Origin of the sequence: Paenibacillus sp. FSL H7-0940, assembly GCF_037979415.1 — a bacterium.
Classification (GTDB): Bacteria; Bacillota; Bacilli; order Paenibacillales; family Paenibacillaceae; genus Paenibacillus; species Paenibacillus amylolyticus.
Genome location: NZ_CP150280.1, coordinates 6495196 through 6518639, shown reverse-complemented (window position 1 = coordinate 6518639; position 23444 = coordinate 6495196). Strand labels below are relative to the sequence as shown.

At 48.3% G+C, this 23444-nt stretch carries 16 protein-coding genes, 1 tRNA gene and 3 rRNA genes; 1 reads left to right on the top strand and 19 read right to left on the bottom strand.

The annotated features are described in order from the left end of the window. Positions 1-16 precede the first annotated feature (16 nt). From MHB71_RS28575 to MHB71_RS28545, 7 genes are all read right to left on the bottom strand, one after another. Positions 17-496, bottom strand: coding sequence for a ribonuclease III domain-containing protein (locus MHB71_RS28575; protein ID WP_307415964.1), 480 nt, complete (start codon positions 494-496; stop codon positions 17-19). Next, positions 493-1893 (bottom strand): cysteine--tRNA ligase, encoded by a 1401-nt coding sequence (cysS, locus tag MHB71_RS28570; protein ID WP_340028284.1) that lies wholly within the window; start codon positions 1891-1893, stop codon positions 493-495. Before cysS ends, MHB71_RS28575 begins: the two co-directional genes overlap by 4 nt. Before the next feature lie 42 nt (positions 1894-1935). Beyond that, on the bottom strand, positions 1936-2595 hold the full coding sequence (cysE, locus tag MHB71_RS28565; protein WP_221825254.1) for a serine O-acetyltransferase: 660 nt from the start codon (positions 2593-2595) through the stop codon (positions 1936-1938). Between the two features lie 538 nt (positions 2596-3133). Next, a complete protein-coding gene (gene gltX / locus MHB71_RS28560; RefSeq protein WP_036607153.1) occupies positions 3134-4591 on the bottom strand; it encodes a glutamate--tRNA ligase in 1458 nt (485 codons plus the stop codon). A gap of 33 nt (positions 4592-4624) precedes the next feature. Continuing rightward, positions 4625-5101: a 2-C-methyl-D-erythritol 2,4-cyclodiphosphate synthase gene (gene ispF, locus MHB71_RS28555; protein ID WP_017692052.1), complete on the bottom strand. Its 477-nt coding sequence runs from the start codon at positions 5099-5101 to the stop codon at positions 4625-4627. Beyond that, positions 5098-5793 carry a 2-C-methyl-D-erythritol 4-phosphate cytidylyltransferase gene (ispD, locus tag MHB71_RS28550; protein ID WP_076320294.1) on the bottom strand — a complete coding sequence of 232 codons (696 nt, stop codon included), beginning with the start codon at positions 5791-5793 and terminating at the stop codon, positions 5098-5100. The genes ispF and ispD overlap by 4 nt, the downstream gene beginning before the upstream one ends. 82 nt (positions 5794-5875) lie before the next feature. After that, positions 5876-6961 carry a PIN/TRAM domain-containing protein gene (locus tag MHB71_RS28545; protein WP_100528521.1) on the bottom strand — a complete coding sequence of 362 codons (1086 nt, stop codon included), beginning with the start codon at positions 6959-6961 and terminating at the stop codon, positions 5876-5878. Positions 6962-7134: 173 nt separating this feature from the next. Between MHB71_RS28545 and MHB71_RS28540 the strand changes: the two genes are divergently transcribed. After that, positions 7135-7530, top strand: a complete 396-nt coding sequence (locus MHB71_RS28540; RefSeq protein WP_017692049.1) for a hypothetical protein — start codon at positions 7135-7137, stop codon at positions 7528-7530. Between the two features lie 126 nt (positions 7531-7656). On the opposite strand, the gene pssA is transcribed toward MHB71_RS28540, so the two are convergent. From pssA to MHB71_RS28480, 12 genes are all read right to left on the bottom strand, one after another. After that, the gene (gene pssA / locus MHB71_RS28535; protein ID WP_017692048.1) at positions 7657-8388 is read right to left on the bottom strand and encodes a CDP-diacylglycerol--serine O-phosphatidyltransferase; all 732 of its coding nucleotides are present in this window, start codon (positions 8386-8388) and stop codon (positions 7657-7659) included. Between the two features lie 45 nt (positions 8389-8433). Continuing rightward, entirely contained in the window at positions 8434-9510 is a 1077-nt protein-coding gene (gene disA, locus MHB71_RS28530; protein WP_036607144.1) for a DNA integrity scanning diadenylate cyclase DisA, read from the bottom strand. Between the two features lie 13 nt (positions 9511-9523). Continuing rightward, the gene (gene radA / locus MHB71_RS28525) at positions 9524-10891 is read right to left on the bottom strand and encodes a DNA repair protein RadA (RefSeq protein ID WP_036671578.1); all 1368 of its coding nucleotides are present in this window, start codon (positions 10889-10891) and stop codon (positions 9524-9526) included. Between the two features lie 272 nt (positions 10892-11163). Continuing rightward, positions 11164-13626 carry an ATP-dependent Clp protease ATP-binding subunit gene (locus MHB71_RS28520; protein WP_036607223.1) on the bottom strand — a complete coding sequence of 821 codons (2463 nt, stop codon included), beginning with the start codon at positions 13624-13626 and terminating at the stop codon, positions 11164-11166. A 184-nt stretch (positions 13627-13810) separates the two neighbouring features. Then, the gene (locus tag MHB71_RS28515) at positions 13811-14881 is read right to left on the bottom strand and encodes a protein arginine kinase (protein ID WP_036607140.1); all 1071 of its coding nucleotides are present in this window, start codon (positions 14879-14881) and stop codon (positions 13811-13813) included. Positions 14882-14909: 28 nt separating this feature from the next. Beyond that, positions 14910-15434, bottom strand: a complete 525-nt coding sequence (locus MHB71_RS28510) for a UvrB/UvrC motif-containing protein (RefSeq protein ID WP_036607138.1) — start codon at positions 15432-15434, stop codon at positions 14910-14912. 31 nt (positions 15435-15465) lie between these two features. Then, positions 15466-15927, bottom strand: a complete 462-nt coding sequence (locus tag MHB71_RS28505) for a CtsR family transcriptional regulator (RefSeq protein WP_036607135.1) — start codon at positions 15925-15927, stop codon at positions 15466-15468. 461 nt (positions 15928-16388) lie between these two features. After that, the gene (locus MHB71_RS28500) at positions 16389-17564 is read right to left on the bottom strand and encodes a GNAT family N-acetyltransferase (protein WP_340028283.1); all 1176 of its coding nucleotides are present in this window, start codon (positions 17562-17564) and stop codon (positions 16389-16391) included. Positions 17565-17742: 178 nt separating this feature from the next. Beyond that, positions 17743-17859: ribosomal RNA gene (gene rrf / locus MHB71_RS28495) — 5S ribosomal RNA — on the bottom strand. Positions 17860-18001: 142 nt separating this feature from the next. Beyond that, positions 18002-21049: ribosomal RNA gene (locus tag MHB71_RS28490) — 23S ribosomal RNA — on the bottom strand. A 210-nt stretch (positions 21050-21259) separates the two neighbouring features. After that, positions 21260-21335, bottom strand: a tRNA-Ala gene (locus MHB71_RS28485). A gap of 108 nt (positions 21336-21443) precedes the next feature. Next, positions 21444-22996, bottom strand: a 16S ribosomal RNA gene (locus tag MHB71_RS28480). The 16S, 23S and 5S rRNA genes sit together here with 1 tRNA gene alongside, the layout of an rRNA operon. Between the last annotated feature and the right edge of the window lie 448 nt (positions 22997-23444).

Genomic DNA, 23444 nt, shown 5'->3' with positions numbered 1-23444 from the left:
TGTTTTGTTGAAATTTCTATTTTTTTGTCGGCGATGGCGATTGTTGTTCCGCGTGCTCAATGCCAAGCCCGATCAGTTCAATCATGCGATCATGATGACCACTGCTATAGAGGTAACCAATGAGACATTCAAAAGCCGTAGCATGTCTGTACTCCAATACATCTGCATTTTTGGGTACACTACCCGATTTGGCATTCCGCCCTTGCCGGACGATATCCCGTTCTTCCTCTGACAGTTCATCCTCAATCGTTGTAAGTATGCGGCTCTGTGCCTTCGCTGATACCAACCCGGTTGCACTACGGTGCAAATGATTGGGACGCATGTTGGCCTTCGACAACAGATATTGACGAACAGCTACCTCATATACCGCATCACCAATATAGGCCAGTGCAATAGGTGGAATCAACCTCGCAGGTCTGGAAGGAGGATAAGGGAACCACCCTCCCTCTGTGACCTGCTCCTGTTGTTTTGGTGTATTTGGATGTCCTTCGCTCATTTGCGCCGCCATCTCATGCCCTGCGCCGTATCTTCAAGCAGAATGCCACGTGCAGACAATTCATCGCGAATTTCATCCGCTCTTGCCCAGTTTTTGGACTTGCGCGCTTCTACACGCTCTTCAATCAGACGTTCTACTTCCTCATCCAGAAGTTCTGGCTCTGCGTCAGTATAGATGCGCAGCACAGCATTCAATTCACTGAACAACTCGAGGAGCGCGCGAATGTCTGCCGCATTAACTACTTCTTGCTGCAACAGTTGGTTGGCTTCACCTGCCCACTCAAACATCGCAGTGATCGCATCAGGAGTATTGAAATCATCCTGCATCTTTTCGTGATACTGCTGACGAATTTGGTCGAGTCTTGCCGCAAACTCTACTGTGATATCCTGATCTACAGTCACCGCATTCAGACGATGATTCAGGTTACCTACCGCATTTGCAATCCGGTCCACACTGTTCTGTGCCTGCTCCATCGTATCATCCGTAAAGTTTAATGGGTTGCGATAGTGGGTAGACAACATGAAATAACGAATCGCTTCGCGTTTATATTGATTCCGCAAGTCTTTAACCAGAACACCATTACCGAGTGATTTCGACATCTTCTCGTTATCAATCCGGATGAATCCATTATGCATCCAGTAGTTCGCAAGTGGTTTACCTGTTAATACCTCGGATTGGGCGCATTCGCACTCATGGTGCGGGAACTGCAAATCCTGTCCACCCCCGTGAATGTCCAGTGTATCCCCAAGGTACTCCCTAGCCATGGCGGAGCACTCAATATGCCAGCCTGGTCGACCATCGCCCCAAGGACTGGACCAATAGATCTCACCTGGTTTGGCAGCCTTCCAGAGCACAAAATCTTCGGGATGCTCTTTGCGCTCGTCCACACCCACACGGATTCCAAATTGCAGCTCCTGCAGGTTTTGTTTTGAAAGTTTGCCATATTCGCTGAATTTGCCTGTACGATAATAGACGTCACCGCCATTTTCATACGCAAATCCTTTTTCAACCAACTCACGGATAAAGTCAATGATCAGCGGCATGTTTTCCGTTACTCTCGGATTGCTGCTTGCCTTGGGAATACCCAATCCCTCAATGTCTTCATAATAGGCAGCAATAAATTTCTCAGCCACGTGAGGAACGTCTGTTCCAAGTTGTTCTGCTTTGCGAATCAACTTATCGTCCACATCCGTGAAGTTCACCACATAGTTCACATCATGTCCTGTCTGTTCCAGGTATCCTCGAACCGTGTCGAAAAAGATAACCGGGCGTGCATTCCCGATATGAATGTAGTCATATACCGTTGGTCCGCAGACATACATTTTCACTTTCCCTGGCTCTTGGGGAACAAATTTCTCTTTGGTACGACTCATCGTATTATAAATCTGAAGCGTCATGGTCACTTATCCTTTCATCCTATACTGCCTTTATTTATTGTATCACGTATCACGCACAGTCTCATTTTCACGGGCATTCTGCAGTGTACGTACTTCTTTCTGCAATCGTTCGAGTTCTTTTTGCATACTGCGCAAGGAGTCAACGACCGGATCGGGCAATTGCTGACTGAGGCGATCTACCCGTCGGCCATCCTGTTTAACAATTCTGCCCGGTATACCTACCACGGTACTATTGGAAGGGACCTCCTTAAGCACAACGGAGTTCGCACCAATGTTACATTGATCCCCCACGCTAAATGAACCCAGCACCTTGGCTCCGGATGAGATAACCACATTATTACCAATGGTCGGATGTCTCTTTCCTTTTTCTTTCCCTGTTCCGCCCAAGGTAACCCCCTGATAGATAACAACATCATCGCCAATCTCACATGTTTCTCCAATAACGACGCCCATTCCATGGTCAATAAACAACCGATTTCCGATCGTAGCTCCAGGATGTATCTCGATTCCTGTCATAAAACGGCTAACCTGCGAAATGAACCGGGCAACCGAGAACCATCTTCGCTTGTATAAAAAATGAGCCATCCGGTGTGCCCATATCGCATGCAGCCCTGAGTAGGTAAATACCACCTCAAACCAACCTCGGGCCGCCGGATCGTTTTCAAACACCGCCTGGATATCTGATCTGATCTTCTTGAACATGCTCGTTCCCCTCTTGTTCAGGTTCCCGTCCTCCGGCTTACCGGACGGCGCGTTCCTTGGTAGTGTACTGCACACTCGCCTAAACAAAAAAACGCCCCTGCAGCATTTAGCTGCAGAGGCGTTTATCGCGGTCCCACTCTGCTCGGTCCATTCTTAAATAGAATGAGCCCTCAAGCGGTTTGGTAACGGAAACCAATCGTCACAACCTATCCTAACGTTTTCCCATGTCATGATCGACAAAGGCGGGGCCGGATTCGGCTGTGCAGCTCACGGGCGCATTTCGACTGATGGACAGTGGATGGTTCACAGCCACCGCATCCAAAGAAATCTCTCTTTGCTACGGGACCATCCTCTCTGAATCTGTACGGGTCAGTCTACTCCTCCCGATCTTTGCTGTTCTATTAGATAAATCATATCAATTATTCGTTGTGTTGTTATTATAGCGAAAAGGCCTCAGACTGACAACAGCCTCCTACGTAATCTATCCATCGTAGGACTGTGTTCAGATTCCAAATAAACGGAATGTCTTCGACTAAGATTATTTTACTTGTGCAAGCAAACGTTCGATCACCGTATCACGACCCAGAAGCACGATCGTTTGGTTCAGATCCCGTCCATGCGTCTGTCCAGTCAAGGCTACACGAATTGGCATAAAGAGCTGTTTGCCCTTAAAGCCGGTTTCTTTCTGTACTTCCTTGATCAATGCAGCCATTTTGCTTGGAGTAAACTCTTCGCTCGCCTGTACTTTATCCGCAAATGCCTTCAGTACAGTTGGCACCTGCTCCTCCGCAAGCACTGCTTCTCCTTCACTTTCAAGCTCCAGATTGGAACGGAAGAATACTTCCGACAATTCGACAATATCGGAGGCAGAATTCATCTGCTCTTGGTACAGGTGTACCAGAGTATAAGCCCATTCTTTTTGTTCAGCAGACAGCTCGGAAGAAATACGTCCAGCCTTTTGCAGATGCGGAATGGCCATTTCGGCAATACGTTCCGGGTCAGCATGTTTGATATAGTGGTTGTTCAAGTGCGCCAGCTTGTGGGTATCAAATACCGCAGGGCTCTTGGACAGACGTTTCGTATCAAAAATGGAGATCAGTTGCTCTTGCGAGAAGATCTCTTCTTCCCCTTCCGGCGACCAGCCGAGTAAGGAAATAAAGTTAAACATCGCTTCAGGCAAATAGCCGAGCTGATCATACTGCTCAATAAACTGGATAACGGACTCATCCCGTTTACTCAGCTTCTTGTGATTTTCATTCACGATCAACGTCATATGACCGAATTGCGGTGGCTCCCAGCCAAGCGCTTCATAGATCATCAGTTGACGCGGCGTGTTCGAGATGTGATCTTCCCCACGCAGGACGTGGGAGATCTTCATCAAGTGATCATCCACAGCAACGGCATAGTTGTATGTGGGAATGCCGTCTTTTTTCACAATGACGAAGTCACCGGATTCCTTGCTGTTGAACGAGATTGTGCCTTTAACCATATCATCAAACGTATATGTGCGCTCTTCCGGCACACGGAAACGAATACTCGCTACGCGGCCTTCCGCTTCAAACGCACTAATTTGCTCTGGAGTCAGGTCACGGTGTTTGCCAGAATAACGCGGTGTTTCTCCACGTGCTGACTGTTCCTCGCGCTCTTGCTCCAATTCTTCTTCCGTGCAGAAGCAACGGTAAGCCAGACCTTTATCCAGCAATTCCTGCGTATATTTACGATAGAGGTCCAGACGTTCCGTTTGACGGTATGGTCCGTATTCTCCACCCACGTCAATACTTTCGTCCCACTCAATTCCGAGCCATTTCAGGTATTTCAGTTGGCTTTCTTCACCACCGGCAATATTCCGTTTCACGTCCGTATCTTCAATACGAATAATGAATTTACCGTTATTATGTTTGGCATATAAATAGTTAAACAACGCCGTACGGGCATTCCCGATATGCAGGTGTCCCGTTGGGCTCGGCGCGTAACGCACACGAATATCCGTGCTCATATGATCCCCTCCGTCACTAATTGATTGATGATATCACACACGTACAAGGCAAACAACGGATTGAGCGGCAATGCCCTCTCCCCGTCCCGGGAATCCCAGTTGCTCTGTCGTTGTTGCTTTCACGTTCACCTGCGTTACATCCGCTTCCAGTGCCTTGGCAATAACCTCAGCCATCTGTGGGATATAAGGAGCCATCTTTGGCTTCTGGGCAATAATCGTTGAATCGATATTCCCTAGCTTATACCCGCGATCCTTCACAAGCTGCCATACATGCTCCAGCAATTTCAGGCTGTCGGCATCTTTGAATTCCGGATCGGTATCCGGGAAGTGCTTTCCAATATCCCCAAGTGCCAGTGCACCCAAAATGGCATCACTGATCGCGTGCAACAGCACGTCTGCGTCCGAGTGACCCAGCAGACCTTTTTCATAAGGAATCGTTACTCCGCCAATAATACACGGGCGTCCCTCTACCAGCTGATGTACATCAAATCCCTGTCCTACACGTATCATCGCTTCTTCTCTCCCCCCAGCAAAAACGCAGCATATTTCAAATCTTCCGGCGTTGTTAATTTGATATTGGTATAATTGCCTTCCACAACCTTGACCGACATTCCCTGACGTTCAGCCAGCATGGCATCATCTGTTCCCAGAAATCCGTCCTGCTCAGCTGATTCGTAGGCGGAGAGCAGGGAAGAAAGACGAAAAGCCTGCGGGGTTTGAATGCTCCACAGACTGCTGCGGTCTGGCGTCGCCGTAACGACTCCTTCCGCATTCACTTGTTTGATCGTATCCTTCACGGGAACCGCCAGTACAGCTGCTCCACCACCGGCTATGGCGGCCGCCATGCATCCCTTGATCTGCTCATGGTTCACAAAAGGACGTACCCCGTCGTGAACGAGAACCCAATCCGTCCCAAGTGCCTCAAGACCTTTATGGACAGAATGTTGTCTCTCTTTCCCTCCGGGGATAACACGGACACGTGAATCCAGTTGGTATTCTTTTACCCAATCCTGGCAGCGTTCAACATCTGCGGTTCCTGTGACCAGCACCATCTCGCGGATCTCGTCCAGCACAGCAAATACCTCAAGCGTATGTATGAAAACGGGCTTGTCCTGCAGCAACAGAAACTGTTTGCTCTCGGTCGTCCCCATCCGGGTTCCGCGACCTGCTGCCACAATGACAACGCCCCACCCTTTATCCATGCCGCAATCCCTGCCTTGTCTGTCAGTTTATCGTCCAAAGATATACAATATCATTCAACGATACACTACCCATCATACCGCTTTATTGGGCTTTTTCCAACAGTTTCGGCTTGGCAAAAATCATTCGTCCGGCTGAAGTCTGCAACACACTGGTCACCAGCACTTCCATCATCATGCCGATATACTCGCGTCCGCCCTCCACAACGATCATTGTGCCATCATCCAGATAGGCTACACCTTGACCATGCTCCTTGCCATCCTTGATGATCTGCACCATGATCTCCTCACCTGGCAGAACAACCGGCTTAACCGCATTGGCGAGATCATTAATGTTCAACACAGATACACCCTGGAGTTCGCACACTTTGTTCAGGTTAAAGTCATTGGTGACCACTTTGCCCTGAAGCACTTTAGCCAGTTTAACCAGTTTGCTGTCCACCTCGGAGATTTCCTCGAAATCCCCCTCGTAGATCAGGACTTTTACATCGAGTTCCTTCTGGATTTTGTTCAAAATGTCCAGTCCACGCCGTCCTCTGTTCCGCTTGAGCAGATCCGATGAATCAGCAATATGCTGTAACTCCTCCAGAACAAATTCCGGAATTACGATCGTGCCTTCAATAAATCCGGTTTTGCATATATCAGCGATACGCCCATCGATAATAACACTGGTATCCAGAATTTTATGTTCTTCCATCCGTCTATCCTCGTCCACCTCGGGATGACCCCATCGTCCAGACATCCAGAAGGCCCCCAGATCGTCTTTCTTCGCCATGGCAAGGGTATAACCGCAATAAGCACTAATCACCGTCAGCGCTACTTGCAGCACTTCTCCTGCCGTCCCCATCCATCCCACAACAGGGTAGAGCAACAAGGCCACCAGCAATCCTGCAACGGTACCTGCGGCACCTGCAGCCAATTCGTTCATAGGTACTTTTGCCAATGAGTCAATTCCACTATGCAGCCTATCTGCCATCAATGTTCCACCAATATTACATACAGCCATAAACATTACAGCTCCCAGCAGCGTCGATATACCAGCTCCCAGTAATCCTGCTGACTGAATCCACTCCGCCATCCATGGGACCGATTTTCCTGCCAGATGATATGCCGTGTAGCCGAACCATGCACCGCACAATCCTGTAAAAGTTAAAATGCCTTTTTTCCACATTAGTCCCTGCACCTCCTTCAATGTATCTCGAACTTTATATCCAGTATGATCCAATTCCTAGATTGCTAATCCCATCTGGAAGAACTTTTTGGAAATGTTGCAATCGTCAGTTGAAAGTAGGTAAATTATTGGCATATAATGAATTCAATTCATATCCCGAGGTGAGTGGCAAAATGAGTACGCTAAGTTTACAGGCTTTCCAGGATCAAGTTTCTGAACTGTTGTTGCGTCATCGCAGCCTGATTGATGTACTGTCCAAAACGGGACAAGCCGGAGCGTCTGTTAACCGTGCCGTGTCCAAAGCCATTACCGAATGCGGCTGCATCGAGCTGCACGCCACCAAGCAGAAATATGCCCCGGAGAGCGATATCGCTCAAACCAAGGGCCTGCTGGAAACGCATGTGGAAGGTGAGTTGTGTGAGAACTGCAGAGAGGTCATCAGCTCTGAGCTAGGGCGTAACCTGTTCTACATGTCGGCTCTCTGCAATCTGCTGGACATTAACATGGAAGAGGTCGTAAATCACGAATCACAGAAGTGTTCAACGTTAGGGATGTTTAATCTGTCGTAAGAAGATATGTATGTCGTCCGTAAGGGTTTCTTTTACCGTAAATAGATCTGAATAAACAAAAAGCACGCATTCTCCAGTTCAGGAGAGTACGTGCTTTCTTTGTATAGTGTCTGTCCCCAAGGCGACTTAACGATCGGAAGGACGGGAAGATTTCTCATCCTTGCGCTTTTTCGCCCGACTACGCGAGGCCGCTGTTCGCACATTATGCTTCATTCCATACAAGGCGTATAACACCAGCGGAATAAAGATCAATTTGGATAACTGCTCTGGGAAAATAACGGCTACAGCTATGGCAAATAACACAACCCATGGTGCAATCCAGATTGCCTTGCGTGGCAAACCGACCTTTTTGAAATTGGGATATTTAAGCGAACTCACCATCAGATACGATAACAGCAACGTAGCAATCATCATGCTAACCGGGCCAATATCCTTATTGAACAAGGACAGTGTGGCCAGTACCCCGCCGGCTGCCGGTATCGGCAGACCTGTGAAGTACCCGGGAATTCCCGGACGAACATTAAATCGAGCAAGACGAATGGCTCCACAAATCGGAAAAGCCGCTGTTGCGATCCAGGCGAGGATCGGCATCGAATCTTGAAACGACACCATAAATATGATCAGGGCTGGTGCTGCACCAAAGGAAACCATGTCAGACAAGGAATCCAGTTCCTTACCGAATTCACTTTGAGCATTGAGTGCACGTGCCACTCGGCCATCCAAACCATCCAGCAGCATCGCTACAATGACCATAATGGCAGCCAAACTGTAATTTCCATCAATCGCAAGCAAAATTGCCATCATTCCAAGAAACAGATTACCCAGGGTAAAGAGATTCGGAATGAATCTGGTTAGCATCGTTGTTTCACCTCATCCATTTCAAGCCTTTATATAGGCAAACCCTTACATCTGTCTGTCGATAAACATTTGCTCCTGCAAACGTTTGAGGCCTTCCTTAATGGTCCGGGCACGAACTTCACCAATACCGTCCACTTCGTCCAGTTCTTCAATTGTAGCCATAATAACATGAGGCAATTGTTCGAATTGATCCACCAGATTATGGATAATAACATTGGGCAGGCGGGGGATCTTATTTAATACCCGGAATCCACGAGGGGCAACCGAATCCTCAGAAGTAGCCGCTGATGATGGATAGCCGAGAAGACGGACAATATGATGTGCATCCAGCAACTCATCGTCCGACAATCTTTTCAGTCCCACGATAATTTCACGGATTTTGTCATCACTGTCGTCACGGGCATAGTCTTTATACAATAACCAGGCTTCTTCTTCCGTTGTACCCACAAGTTCTTCCATTTGCATGGAAATGAGTCGTCCCTCATTCCCGAGTTCATGAATGTACCGTTGGATTTCCGTTTTGATCCGCATCACCATTTCGGTACGCTGAATCACATTAACCACTTCAGGAATCGTTACTAATTCCTCAAATTCCGAAGCACTCAGATTCGTAAGGGACTGTGTTAATACCGCTTTGTATTTCTCCAGGGTTTGGATCGCTTGATTCGCTTTGGTCAGAATAACCCCGATTTCCTTGAGGGAATAACGAAGTGTTCCCTGATACAAGGTAATGATATTCCGGCGCTGTGATATGGATACCACCAATTTACCCGTTTGCTTTGCTACACGCTCTGCCGTCCGGTGACGAATCCCCGTCTCTGATGAAGAGATAGATGAATCCGGGATTAACTGGGTATTGGCGTAAAGAATACGCTTCAAATCCTCGCTAAGAATAATGGCTCCATCCATCTTGGCGAGTTCGTACAGATAGTTTGGGGAGAAATCACAGTTAATCGAGAATCCCCCATCCACCACTTCCATTACTTCAGGGCTGTATCCTACAACAAGCAGTGCGCCCGTCTTGGCGCGCAGCACATTTTCCAGACCTTCGCGGAAAGGTGTACCTGGTGCGATCAGCCTTAACAACTCATTCATATTATCCAGTTGGCTCATATCTTTCATCTTGTTATGCCCCCTAATCTAAAGCAACCGCTAGTGCATCTGCCACGGTATTCACACCGATCAGTTGTATCCCGCGAGGATGTTTCCAGCCCTTTAAGCTTTTTTCTGGTAAAATGACTCGTTTGAAGCCCAGCTTTGCGGCTTCCTTCACTCGTTGTTCGGCCCGTGATACGGCTCGAACTTCACCTGTCAGACCGATCTCGCCAAAGATGACGTCGTCTGGCTTGGTCGGTACATCTCTCAAACTGGATGCAATGCTGACAGCAACCGCCAAGTCTACAGCGGGCTCATCCAACCGTACTCCACCAGCTACATTTAAGTATGCATCCTGGGTCTGTAAAAACATCCCCATCCGTTTCTCCAGCACTGCAATGATCAGATTTAATCGATGCAGATCTACCCCTGTTGCCATACGGCGGGGAGAAGGGAAATGGGTGGTTGAGATCAACGCCTGTAATTCCACGAGCAGAGGACGTGTCCCCTCCATACTGGCAACTACCGTTGAACCTGCTACACCCAGTGGACGTTCCGACAAAAAGAGTTCGGACGGATTGCCCACCTCACGAAGTCCATCCTCACCCATTTCAAAAATGCCAATCTCATTGGTGGAACCAAAACGGTTCTTCACCGCACGCAGCAGGCGATACGTATGATGCCGTTCTCCTTCAAAATAAAGCACGCAATCCACCATATGTTCTAACATACGTGGACCGGCAATGGCACCTTCTTTGGTAACATGCCCCACAAGAACCGTTGCAATGCCTCTGCCTTTGGCAATCCGCATGAACCTTGACGTACATTCCCTTACCTGTGCTACACTACCCGGCGCACTGGTAACTTCGGGAAGATATACCGTCTGAATGGAGTCGATGACAAGAAAATGCGGCTGGATCTGATCCACCGCTTCCTCTACACGTTCCATATTCGTTTCACACAGTACATACAACTCGGCAGAGAGTGCCCCAAGACGGTCGGCCCGCAATTTGGTTTGCTTGACTGATTCCTCACCGGAAACATATAACACACGCAAACCCGAATGCGTCAAAGCATGAGACGTCTGCAACATCAACGTTGATTTACCAATACCCGGATCTCCGCCCACCAGAACGAGTGAACCCGGAACGATTCCGCCACCCAATACCCGGTTCAACTCTCCGATTCCAGTCTGTACACGCGGTTCCTGACCGCTATCTATATCTATGATAGGAAGCGGTTTATCTTTACTGTCAAACAGAGGAGAATTTCTCCCTTGTGTTTTGACCACCGTCTCTGTTTCTTCCACCATTGAATTCCATGACTGACAACCCGGACACTTACCGTACCACTTGGGGGCTTCATAGCCGCATTCCGTACATTGAAACTTGGTTTTAACTTTGGCCACTTCAGCACTCCTATAATTTAATTTTATAACAGCATTTTGCATTATTCGACGAATTTCACCCAAACTCCCTGACGTGCAGGGTTACTAAAAGTTTACCATTGTTTGAGATTTTTCGTAAAGGATTATTGCAAACTTTACACATGTTCCTGACATAATCATGTCCGTCTTCTGTCCAAAGTGCAAAAAATCCTCCCCGGCCGAAGCCGGGAAGGATTTGATTAAGGATTATGGATCAATACAAGCTGAAGTTTAACTCCAAAGCTTGCTAAATATTATTTAGTTTCGATTTCCTCATTGGACGGAACGACCACGTCTTTTTTCGTAACAGACAGTGCACCGTTCTCTTCGTCGATGAGCAATGAATCCCCTTTGGTTACGTTACCTGTGAGCAACTCTTCGGACAATTTGTCCTCGATATGCTTCTGGATTGCCCGACGAAGCGGACGCGCACCGTAAGCTGGATCAAAGCCTGACTTCGCAAGGAACGACTTGGCATTATCAGTGAGTTCGAAATCGACCTCATGTTCGAGCAGTCGTTTACGAAGTTCTTCACTCATAAGCGTAACAATTTCAGCGATGTGTTTTTCTTCAAGTGAGTGGAACACGATAATTTCATCAATCCGGTTAAGGAACTCTGGACGGAAGCTTTTCTTCAGCTCATCCATCACTTTCCCCTTCATGTTGTCATAATCTGCTCCTGCATCTACAACTGCAGTGAAGCCCAGTGTAGAGTTACGTTTGATCGCTTCGGCACCCACGTTGGATGTTAGAATGATCAGCGTATTGCGGAAGTCAACGACGCGACCTTTGGAATCCGTCAGACGACCATCCTCAAGCACTTGTAACAAGATATTGAATACTTCTGGATGTGCTTTCTCGATTTCATCGAGCAGGACTACGGAATATGGTTTGCGACGAACTTTCTCTGTCAGCTGGCCACCTTCTTCGTACCCAACATATCCTGGAGGCGCTCCGACAAGTCGGGAAGTCGAGTGCTTCTCACCATACTCGGACATATCAATCCGGATTACTGCATTTTCATCGCCGAACATCGCTTCAGCCAGAGCACGAGCAAGTTCTGTTTTACCTACCCCTGTAGGGCCGAGGAAAATGAATGAACCCATCGGACGTTTTGGATCTTTAAGTCCCGCACGAGCACGACGAACCGCACGGCTGACAGACTTCACTGCCTCATCCTGACCGATGACACGTTCATGTAGAATAGACTCCAGATTCATCAGACGCTGTGTCTCTTCTTCTTTCAGTTGGTTCACAGGGATTCCTGTCCAGCTGGCTACCACTTGTGCGATATCCTCAGGAGTAACCTCGGAATCGGTGCGACCTTGTTTCTCTTTCCACTGGTTCTTCGTTACATCCAGCTCTTCACGGATTTTTTGTTCCGTATCACGCAGAGCTGCTGCTTTTTCGAACTCCTGACTTTGAACTGCAGCGTCTTTTTCCTTACGGATATCTTCCAGACGGCTTTCCAGTTGTTTCAGGTTTGGTGGGATCGTGTAAGAGTTCAATCTTACTTTGGAACCCGCTTCATCAATCAGGTCAATCGCTTTATCTGGCAGGAAACGGTCTGTAATGTAACGGTCAGACAGTTTAACGGCCTGCACAATTGCTTCGTCCGTAATTTTCACGCGGTGATGCGCCTCATAACGGTCACGCAAGCCGTGCAAGATTTGAATCGCTTCTTCTGGAGAAGGCTGATCTACAGTAATCGGTTGGAAACGACGCTCAAGCGCTGCATCCTTCTCGATGTATTTACGATATTCATCCAGTGTTGTCGCACCGATACATTGCAATTCTCCACGAGCCAGAGCCGGTTTCAAAATGTTAGAAGCATCGATGGCACCTTCAGCCCCGCCTGCGCCAATCAAGGTATGCAATTCGTCGATAAACAGGACAATGTTACCTGCTTGGCGAATCTCATCCATGATTTTTTTCAGACGATCTTCAAACTCACCACGATATTTGGTTCCAGCGACTACTGAACCCATATCCAGGGTCATTACCCGTTTGTCGCGCAATGTTTCCGGAATCTCATTTGCAATGATTTTTTGTGCAAGGCCTTCAGCAATCGCTGTTTTACCTACACCTGGCTCACCGATCAATACCGGGTTGTTCTTCGTACGACGGCTGAGCACCTGGATGACACGTTCAATTTCTTTGCTACGTCCAATAACCGGGTCAAGGTTATTCTCTCTGGCGTATGCCGTGAGGTCACGTGCCAGACTGTCCAGCGTTGGTGTGCTTACATTGGCAGGTGTGCCATTATGGCTGGATACAGCTTCACTGCTGCCAAGCAATTGCAGCACTTGTTGACGTGCTTTGTTCAGGCTAATTCCTAGGTTATTGAGCACACGTGCTGCAACACCCTCGCCTTCACGAATCAATCCGAGCAGGATATGCTCTGTGCCTACATAAGTGTGGCCCAATTTACGAGCTTCATCCATAGACAGTTCAATTACTTTTTTCGCACGTGGCGTATATGCAATGTTGGTAGGTTGCTCTTGGCCACGGCCAATTAGCGTTTCTACTTCATCCTGAATTTTTTCCAATCCGAGTCCCAGGCCGATCAGTGCTTTGGCTGCGATGCCTTCGCCTTCACGAATGAGGCCGAGCAAAATATGCTCAGTACCGATGTTATTATGACCGAGACGGACAGCTTCTTCCTGCGCGAGTGCGAGCACCTTTTGGGCCCGTTCCGTAAATCTTCCAAACATCATATCTCCTGCACCTCCATGGTTTTGGATAAAACGAGGTCATGTAATGAAATAACCGTCGTATTCTTCATATCATTTTTGTTTGCAGCCGTGCTGCGAATAAAGTCATTCGGCATTTGTACATGCCTTATTATATAAAAGCCGCAATGCGGCATGAAACCATAATTCAATACTATATCAGGCTAAACTAGGACTGCTTCGCTGCATTGATCGTATCACGAATCAACTGAGCACGGTATATGTCACGCTCATCTGTGCGCATATCTTCCCCGAATGTTTTCTGCAAAAATCCCGGCTGTGTCATCACATTCAACTCATTCATTACCGTGATGGACAGTCCATCCAACAATCCGAGATCCACGCCAAGGCGTACATCCGATAAGCGCTGTGCAGCTTCCTTGGAATCAACAATAGCTGCATGAGACAATATGCCATAAGAACGCATGACACGATCCGTAATCCGCAGTCTGGAGTCGGTAATTAACCGTTCTCTGGCTGTACGTTCATGACCAATCATCTGTAACACAACACCATGCAGGTTCTCAATGACTTCCTGTTCGGTCTGTCCCAATGTAATCTGGTTCGAGATCTGGAACAGGTTACCCATCGCCTCGCTACCTTCACCGTATATTCCTCTTACCGTCAATCCCACTTGGGAAACTGCGGTTAGAATACGGCCTATCTGTTGTGTCATCACCAGGGCAGGCAAGTGCATCATAACCGATGCTCTAACACCTGTACCTACATTAGTAGGACAGCTGGTTAAGTATCCTCTGCGATCATCAAAAGCATAATCCACGTGCGCTTCAAAAGCATCATCTATTGCGGAAGCTTTCTCCCAGGCTTCTTTCACCTGGAACCCCGGATAGAGGCACTGGATACGAAGATGATCCTCTTCGTTAATCATAATACTGACTGACTCATCCTCACTGAGAATAACCGCACCATTCCTGGATTCATTCGCAAGACTTGGACTGATGAGATGTTTCTCCACCAGCACCCGTTTGTCGAGTTCGTCAATATCGATCAGATCCAACGTATGAAAATCCCCAAAGGCATGAACGTCATCGTATTGAAGTACTTCGCTCAGCTTATTCAGCACCTCTTCCGATTGCTCATTGGAAGCCAGCATCGGAAACGGAACATGCTGAAGGTTGCGTGCAATCCGGACACGGCTGCTAATGACAATTTCGGAATCAGCCGCATCACTGCGCATCCAGTCGCTGAGCGCCTTCTCTGTAAAGCGCAGATTAGGCATTACGCATCCCTCCTACTCATGACAAACTTTACTCCTGAGCTATTCCTTTTTCAAGTCCTCTGATCTGGTCACGGATCTGGGCCGCCTCTTCAAATTCCTCTTGCGCGATGCTCTCTTGGAGCTCACGCTTCAGATCAGCGATTTGCCGTTTCACCTTGATGCGACCACCAGCTCGTGCAGGTACTTTGCCTACATGGGACGTATTACCATGAACCCGCTTGAACAAAGGATCCAGACGACTGTCAAAATATTTATAACATGAACTGCAGCCGAACCGGCCTATCTTACTAAATTGTGCGTACGTCATACCACACTCTTCACATTGAAGAGCTTTTGCAGGTGGTGTTCCTGCCGATCCACTTTTGCCGGCTGGATCAAAATCAAGCAATCCGGACAACAAGTTGTGAATGGAAAACCCACCTGCTGTTCCAGGGATCATTTCCCCTTTTTCACGGGCACATGACTCACAAATATGGAATTCCGTCTTCTCTCCATTTACGATCTTCGTAAAATGAAGTGTCGCCGGACGTTTATTGCATTCTTGGCACAGCATATTGATGTACCTCCTTTGACCCCGATAGTTTTCATTTACCGAGCAAAGATATTAACATCGCCTTCAACATTCTGGCACGAATTTGATCCCGGTAAGGAAGTTTGACCAATATAACCTCTCTAGATACAGCAGCTCGCATCAACCCGGCTTCCCGCTTGCTCAAGAAGCGCGCTTCTTCCAATTGATAGATCAGACCTTCGGCAGCTGTCTGCCCGATCTCTTCACCAATACTATGGTGCAAATGATTATGCAGAGCTGATTGGGCCGGTAATTCAATGCGCTGTATGCGAACATAACCACCACCGCCGCGTTTACTCTCTACCAGGTATCCCTTCTCGAGTGTAAAACGTGTGCTGATGACATAATTGATCTGGGAAGGTACACATGAGAATTGATCTGCCAGATCATTACGCTGAATTTCAACCATTCCTTCGGGACTTTCATGCAAAATACTCTTCAGATATCGTTCGATAATATCAGAGATATTACGCATCCAATCATCCTCCACTGTCTGAAACGTTAAGTCAATAAGGACCCACACGCCCCCACAGAGTACACCTTCTCTACCCATTTAACCAATCAGGGAAACAGCGAATCTTGCTTCCACAGGTGTCAACAGGAGAGCGAAGGAAGCACGAAGGTCCTTTAATATTCCCTTGATCCTCCGATGAAATGAATCCCGTATATTGGCGATCATGCATCAGATTGTAGAAAGAAAGCTACTTAAGTATTAAACCTTTAGTTGACTTTGACTTTCTTTGACTTTATAACCATTATAGCATATTTTGTGGTTTTGCCAAGTGGGGTCACTATTCATTTTTTACGATTTTACACGAAATATTCCCCAGACACAAAAAAACCTCCCCAAAATTGCTGGAGAAGTCCATTTGTCTTTCAATCACGCCGTATTTCTATATAAGCTAATCAAGTTAAATGGAGCAGTGGGAATAGTCATCAGAAGAAATCGAGCAAATAGGTTTCCCGTTCAGGAATCGCTTGTTCCAAAGCCTTGATTGCTGTGTTCGGTCCGTGAATTCTTCCGATTCGTGCCATTTCCGTTGGTCTGCGATATCCCATGAGCACCGAGGTAAGGGATTGAATATCCACCTTAATGATCTGATCATCAGTAATTGGCTCCGATGTTTTCCATATGGACGCCGTTCCGTTCATTGCCACGTTTAATTGCCATACCCCTTCATTCCATGGAGCGTGGGCATCTTCTACCTGAAGTACAATCTGCACCGGTGAGTCCTGGCTTGCAAAGGGATACTGGGATATAAACTGCTCTACACTAACGATACGCGCCATAAAATAAGGTACAATCTCCTGCTGAATCCGTGGGTTATCCAATTGGAAGGCAAGCGTGTCACTGGCAGGCGCCTGCAACGTAACTTCCTGGATCATGGAATCATGGTTAGCAATGAAGGTCCACAGCCCTTGCCTAGCCTCTTCATTCAGATAGATGATCTCTTTAATGGTAAACTTATTTTCCTTAACCTCATATAAAAGATAACCTTGTGCTGCATCAGCTTCATCGTAATATACAGCCTTCTGGCTGGTCCCATTAACAAGAACTGAATTCTCCCACCTTGCATCATCCCGGACCAGAGTTCCGTTATAACGCTCAGCATAAGCACTGTATACTTCCTTTAATATGCTGAGGCCTGGATCCCCACGCCGAATTGTTCCAGGTGTCGCTTTTTTCGAAGGCAAATGAGTTGTAGGTACTTTATAACGTTTAAATTCAACATACGTCTCCCATCCATACTTCCGATAGAAACCAAAAGAGAATGGATGCAAGAATGATATGCTCTGTTTGTTACGATTCATTTCTTCCAACGCATGCTTCAGCAGACCCGCTACCCAGCCTTTGCGTCTATACTCTGGCCAGGTGGCAACACCCGCAATACCGCCCATCTCGAACGATCTGCCATGAATATAGGTTTGAAAAGGAATGATGTGAAGTTTGGCTCCTAGCTGCCCGTCCTCATATACACCCCATATATCCTGTGACGAAAATTGACTCCGCCGTTTTTCTTTCTGTTCTTCACTCATCACTACTTGAAAAGCATATTCGGAGAGTGCCATCGCCGGTTCAAAATCATCTACCGTCAATTTCTGAATTTCCATGTTGTCCTACACCCCATTCGCTAGAGTTATATCAATCCAAATCATGGCCTGATATCTGATATATGTACCCCTTAGAGTGTGTCAGAGGATTCTTACAAAGTCAAATAAGAGATGCTTCCGCATCCCCTAAAATAAACAAATAAAAACCACCACCGAATAACATCGGCAGTGGTTCTTCGCTTGGCGGCGTCCTACTCTCCCAGGACCCTGCGGTCCAAGTACCATCGGCGCTAGAGGGCTTAACGGTCGTGTTCGGGATGGGTACGTGTGGAACCCCTCCGCCATCGCCACCAAACGCGATTTGTCGAAGCATAGCTTCTTAAAATCAGATATGGACTGAAAATCATACACACGTTCTGTGATGTACCAATTTTCATTTCAGAGATCGTTCTCTGAAAACTAGATTCGAAACGAAACATGCGATTTACAACTTGCTATTGGATAAGCCCTCGACCGATTAGTACTGGTCAGCTCCATGCATTGCTGCACTTCCACCCCCAGCCTATCTACCTCGTCGTCTTCAAGGGGTCTTACATACTGGGAAATCTCATCTTGAGGGGGGCTTCACGCTTAGATGCTTTCAGCGTTTATCCCGTCCGTACATAGCTACCCAGCGGTGCTCCTGGCGGAACAACTGGTACACCAGCGGTACGTCCATCCCGGTCCTCTCGTACTAAGGACAGCTCCTCTCAAATTTCCTACGCCCACGACAGATAGGGACCGAACTGTCTCACGACGTTCTGAACCCAGCTCGCGTACCGCTTTAATGGGCGAACAGCCCAACCCTTGGGACCTACTTCAGCCCCAGGATGCGATGAGCCGACATCGAGGTGCCAAACCTCCCCGTCGATGTGGACTCTTGGGGGAGATAAGCCTGTTATCCCCAGGGTAGCTTTTATCCGTTGAGCGATGGCCCTTCCATGCGGTACCACCGGATCACTAAGCCCGACTTTCGTCCCTGCTCGACTTGTAGGTCTCGCAGTCAAGCTCCCTTATGCCTTTGCACTCTTCGAATGATTTCCAACCATTCTGAGGGAACCTTTGGGCGCCTCCGTTACTCTTTAGGAGGCGACCGCCCCAGTCAAACTGCCCACCTGACACTGTCCCCGCACCGGATTACGGTACCAGGTTAGAACCTAGATACGATCAGGGTGGTATCCCAACGTTGCCTCCACGCAAGCTGGCGCTCACGTTTCAAAGGCTCCCACCTATCCTGTACAGATCGTACCCAAATTCAATATCAAGCTGCAGTAAAGCTCCATGGGGTCTTTCCGTCTTGTCGCGGGTAACCTGCATCTTCACAGGTATTAAAATTTCACCGGATCTCTCGTTGAGACAGCGCCCAAGTCGTTACGCCATTCGTGCGGGTCAGAATTTACCTGACAAGGAATTTCGCTACCTTAGGACCGTTATAGTTACGGCCGCCGTTTACTGGGGCTTCGGTTCACAGCTTCGGATTGCTCCTAACCACTCCCCTTAACCTTCCAGCACCGGGCAGGCGTCAGCCCGTATACTTCGCCTTACGGCTTCGCACAGACCTGTGTTTTTGCTAAACAGTCGCTTGGGCCTTTTCACTGCGGCCCCCTCGTGCTATTCACACTACCGGGGCACCCCTTCTCCCGAAGTTACGGGGTCATTTTGCCGAGTTCCTTAACGAGAGTTCTTCCGCGCGCCTTAGAATACTCTTCTCGCCTACCTGTGTCGGTTTGCGGTACGGGCACCATCACCTGGCTAGAGGCTTTTCTTGGCAGTGTGAGATCATGACCTTCGCTACTATAATTTTCGCTCCCCATCACAGCTCAGCCTTACAATGTGCGGATTTGCCTACACATCAGCCTTACTGCTTAGACGGACATCCATCAGTCCGCGTCACTACCCTACTGCGTCCCCCCATTGCTCATAACGGCTTACGGTGGTACAGGAATTTCGACCTGTTGTCCTTCGACTACGCCTTTCGGCCTCGCCTTAGGTCCCGACTTACCCTGAGCGGACGAGCCTTCCTCAGGAACCCTTAGGCTTTCGGCGGATCAGATTCTCACTGATCTTTTCGTTACTCATACCGGCATTCTCACTTGTATAATGTCCAGCGCTCCTTACGGTACACCTTCAACCCTTATACAACGCTCCCCTACCCCTGGATCGACTTCACTCCAGCTTCGAAGTCCTGTGTTTATCCCCTGGGAAGCATTTGGTCATCCAAGATAGAGTCTCTTGTCAGACAAAAATGTTCTTGTGGTAAACACCGCCTCAAAGAAGCAGTGAAGTCGATCCAAGCCATAGCTTCGGTGGTGTGTTTAGCCCCGTTACATTTTCGGCGCAGAGTCACTCGACCAGTGAGCTATTACGCACTCTTTCAATGATGGCTGCTTCTAAGCCAACATCCTGGTTGTCTGTGCAACTCCACATCCTTTCCCACTTAACACACACTTGGGGACCTTAGCTGATGGTCTGGGCTGTTTCCCTTTTGACAATGGATCTTAGCACTCACTGTCTGACTCCCGGAAGTAAGTCTATGGCATTCGGAGTTTGACTGAGCTTGGTAACCCTTGCGGGCCCCGCACCCAATCAGTGCTCTACCTCCACGACTCTGTTTTCCGAGGCTAGCCCTAAAGCTATTTCGGGGAGAACCAGCTATCTCCGAGTTCGATTGGAATTTCTCCGCTACCCCCACCTCATCCCCGCATTTTTCAACATGCGTGGGTTCGGGCCTCCAGTGCGTGTTACCGCACCTTCACCCTGGACAGGGGTAGATCACCCGGTTTCGGGTCTACGTCCACGTACTACATCGCCCTATTCAGACTCGCTTTCGCTGCGGCTCCGGCTCTTCACCTTAACCTTGCACGGGAACGTAACTCGCCGGTTCATTCTACAAAAGGCACGCCATCACCCCTAAAACGGGCTCTGACTTTTTGTAAGCACACGGTTTCAGGTTCTATTTCACTCCCCTTCCGGGGTGCTTTTCACCTTTCCCTCACGGTACTGCTTCACTATCGGTCGCTAGGAAGTATTTAGCCTTGGCAGATGGTCCTGCCGGATTCATACGGGGTTTCACGTGCCCCGCACTACTCGGGATCCGTCTCGGAGGGAACAGACTTTCAACTACAGGGCTTTTACCTTCTTTGGCGGGCCTTTCCAGACCTCTTCGCTTAACCGGTTCCTTTGTAACTCCATGTGAGACGTCCCACAACCCCAAAGAGCAAGCTCTCTGGTTTGGGCTTCTCCGCGTTCGCTCGCCGCTACTGACGGAATCACTATTGTTTTCTCTTCCTCAGGGTACTTAGATGTTTCAGTTCCCCTGGTATGCCTCTGCATAACCTATGTATTCAGTTATGAGTAACTGGAAATTACCCCAGCTGGGTTTCCCCATTCGGACACCCCCGGATCAAAGCTTGCTTACAGCTCCCCGAGGCAGTTTCGTTGTTCGCCACGTCCTTCATCGGCTCCTAGCGCCTAGGCATCCTCCGTGTGCTCTTAGTAGCTTAACCATTTTGTTCCGGTTTCGGTCGCTCGCTTCCCTTGTTTTGCTTGCGCAAAGTCAAAAGTCGCTCTCACCCGATACCATCACAAAAGCAATTTAACTACCTTTATACACTTGACTTGTTTGCACAAGTTCAGCTTAAAGGAATGTTCTAATTCGCGTTTGTTTCGTTTCGATATCTAGTTTTCAAAGAACAAGCCAAATAGATGAAATTGTTTGGTGGAGCCAAGCGGGATCGAACCGCTGACCTCCTGCTTGCAAGGCAGGCGCTCTCCCAGCTGAGCTATGGCCCCTCAAATTCCATCAAAACTGAACAAATGGATAAGTAACTGTGTTGCTGTTGCAGGTTCTAAGAACCTGCATATTTGAATGTTTCCGTTGCAGGAAACGATTCTCCATAGAAAGGAGGTGATCCAGCCGCACCTTCCGATACGGCTACCTTGTTACGACTTCACCCCAATCATCTATCCCACCTTCGGCGGCTGGCTCCTTGCGGTTACCCCACCGACTTCGGGTGTTATAAACTCTCGTGGTGTGACGGGCGGTGTGTACAAGACCCGGGAACGTATTCACCGCGGCATGCTGATCCGCGATTACTAGCAATTCCGACTTCATGCAGGCGAGTTGCAGCCTGCAATCCGAACTGAGACCGGCTTTGTTGGGATTGGCTCCATCTCGCGATTTCGCAGCCCGTTGTACCGGCCATTGTAGTACGTGTGTAGCCCAGGTCATAAGGGGCATGATGATTTGACGTCATCCCCACCTTCCTCCGGTTTGTCACCGGCAGTCTATCTAGAGTGCCCACCCGAAGTGCTGGCAACTAAATATAAGGGTTGCGCTCGTTGCGGGACTTAACCCAACATCTCACGACACGAGCTGACGACAACCATGCACCACCTGTCTCCTCTGTCCCGAAGGAAAGATACATCTCTGCATCGATCAGAGGGATGTCAAGACCTGGTAAGGTTCTTCGCGTTGCTTCGAATTAAACCACATACTCCACTGCTTGTGCGGGTCCCCGTCAATTCCTTTGAGTTTCAGTCTTGCGACCGTACTCCCCAGGCGGAGTGCTTAATGTGTTAACTTCGGCACCAAGGGTATCGAAACCCCTAACACCTAGCACTCATCGTTTACGGCGTGGACTACCAGGGTATCTAATCCTGTTTGCTCCCCACGCTTTCGCGCCTCAGCGTCAGTTACAGCCCAGAGAGTCGCCTTCGCCACTGGTGTTCCTCCACATATCTACGCATTTCACCGCTACACGTGGAATTCCACTCTCCTCTTCTGCACTCAAGTCACCCAGTTTCCAGTGCGATCCGGGGTTGAGCCCCGGGATTAAACACCAGACTTAAATGACCGCCTGCGCGCGCTTTACGCCCAATAATTCCGGACAACGCTTGCCCCCTACGTATTACCGCGGCTGCTGGCACGTAGTTAGCCGGGGCTTTCTTCTCAGGTACCGTCACCTTGAGAGCAGTTACTCTCCCAAGCGTTCTTCCCTGGCAACAGAGCTTTACGATCCGAAAACCTTCATCACTCACGCGGCATTGCTCCGTCAGGCTTTCGCCCATTGCGGAAGATTCCCTACTGCTGCCTCCCGTAGGAGTCTGGGCCGTGTCTCAGTCCCAGTGTGGCCGATCACCCTCTCAGGTCGGCTACGCATCGTCGCCTTGGTGAGCCGTTACCTCACCAACTAGCTAATGCGCCGCAGGCCCATCCCCAAGTGACAGATTGCTCCGTCTTTCCAGTTTCCTTCAGGCGAAGAAAACAATTATTCGGTATTAGCTACCGTTTCCGGTAGTTGTCCCAAACTTGAGGGCAGGTTGCCTACGTGTTACTCACCCGTCCGCCGCTAAGTATCAAGGAAGCAAGCTTCCTATCAACTCCGCTCGACTTGCATGTATTAGGCATGCCGCCAGCGTTCGTCCTGAGCCAGGATCAAACTCTCCAATAAAGTATTGAAAAGAGCGATAAGCTCATTTTGAATCTGACGATTCATTGTGAATCAAAAGTTACTATCCATTTGTTCAGTTTTCAAGGAACTTGTATGTCCGTTTATGTTGATGTTTGTCAACCGGACAGGAATCTTATCATATCATGTTAACTAACTTACTGTCAACATTTTGTTTTCGTCATCTTTCAAATGATTATGACAATCATTCGTTTGAAGCGACAAGAAATAATATATCACGTAGTGATTTATTTAGCAAGCATTTTTAATCAACCTTTTGATATCATGATATCTTCATCTACGGTGTCTTGTTTCCAACCTGTATTCGACAGATTAGCACATTCTCTGAACCCAAGATGGGATAACGATCCCTGCCCTTCTGTTGGTTTGAAGAAAGTGATCCAAAAACTCTATAATAAGGTATATAGATATAGAGATAAGGTTAAGCAGT

Coding starts and splice junctions, on each gene's coding strand:
- MHB71_RS28510 (WP_036607138.1), bottom strand. CDS start 15,434: ATGCTGTGCCAAGAATGCAATAAACGTCCGGCGACACTTCATTTTACG.
- MHB71_RS28515 (WP_036607140.1), bottom strand. CDS start 14,881: ATGCCTAATCTGCGCTTTACAGAGAAGGCGCTCAGCGACTGGATGCGC.
- cysS (WP_340028284.1), bottom strand. CDS start 1,893: ATGACGCTTCAGATTTATAATACGATGAGTCGTACCAAAGAGAAATTT.
- MHB71_RS28540 (WP_017692049.1), top strand. CDS start 7,135: ATGAGTACGCTAAGTTTACAGGCTTTCCAGGATCAAGTTTCTGAACTG.
- cysE (WP_221825254.1), bottom strand. CDS start 2,595: ATGTTCAAGAAGATCAGATCAGATATCCAGGCGGTGTTTGAAAACGAT.
- MHB71_RS28545 (WP_100528521.1), bottom strand. CDS start 6,961: ATGTGGAAAAAAGGCATTTTAACTTTTACAGGATTGTGCGGTGCATGG.
- MHB71_RS28500 (WP_340028283.1), bottom strand. CDS start 17,564: ATGGAAATTCAGAAATTGACGGTAGATGATTTTGAACCGGCGATGGCA.
- MHB71_RS28520 (WP_036607223.1), bottom strand. CDS start 13,626: ATGATGTTTGGAAGATTTACGGAACGGGCCCAAAAGGTGCTCGCACTC.
- disA (WP_036607144.1), bottom strand. CDS start 9,510: ATGAAAGATATGAGCCAACTGGATAATATGAATGAGTTGTTAAGGCTG.
- MHB71_RS28505 (WP_036607135.1), bottom strand. CDS start 15,927: ATGCGTAATATCTCTGATATTATCGAACGATATCTGAAGAGTATTTTG.
- ispF (WP_017692052.1), bottom strand. CDS start 5,101: ATGATACGTGTAGGACAGGGATTTGATGTACATCAGCTGGTAGAGGGA.
- gltX (WP_036607153.1), bottom strand. CDS start 4,591: ATGAGCACGGATATTCGTGTGCGTTACGCGCCGAGCCCAACGGGACAC.
- MHB71_RS28575 (WP_307415964.1), bottom strand. CDS start 496: ATGAGCGAAGGACATCCAAATACACCAAAACAACAGGAGCAGGTCACA.
- ispD (WP_076320294.1), bottom strand. CDS start 5,793: ATGGATAAAGGGTGGGGCGTTGTCATTGTGGCAGCAGGTCGCGGAACC.
- pssA (WP_017692048.1), bottom strand. CDS start 8,388: ATGCTAACCAGATTCATTCCGAATCTCTTTACCCTGGGTAATCTGTTT.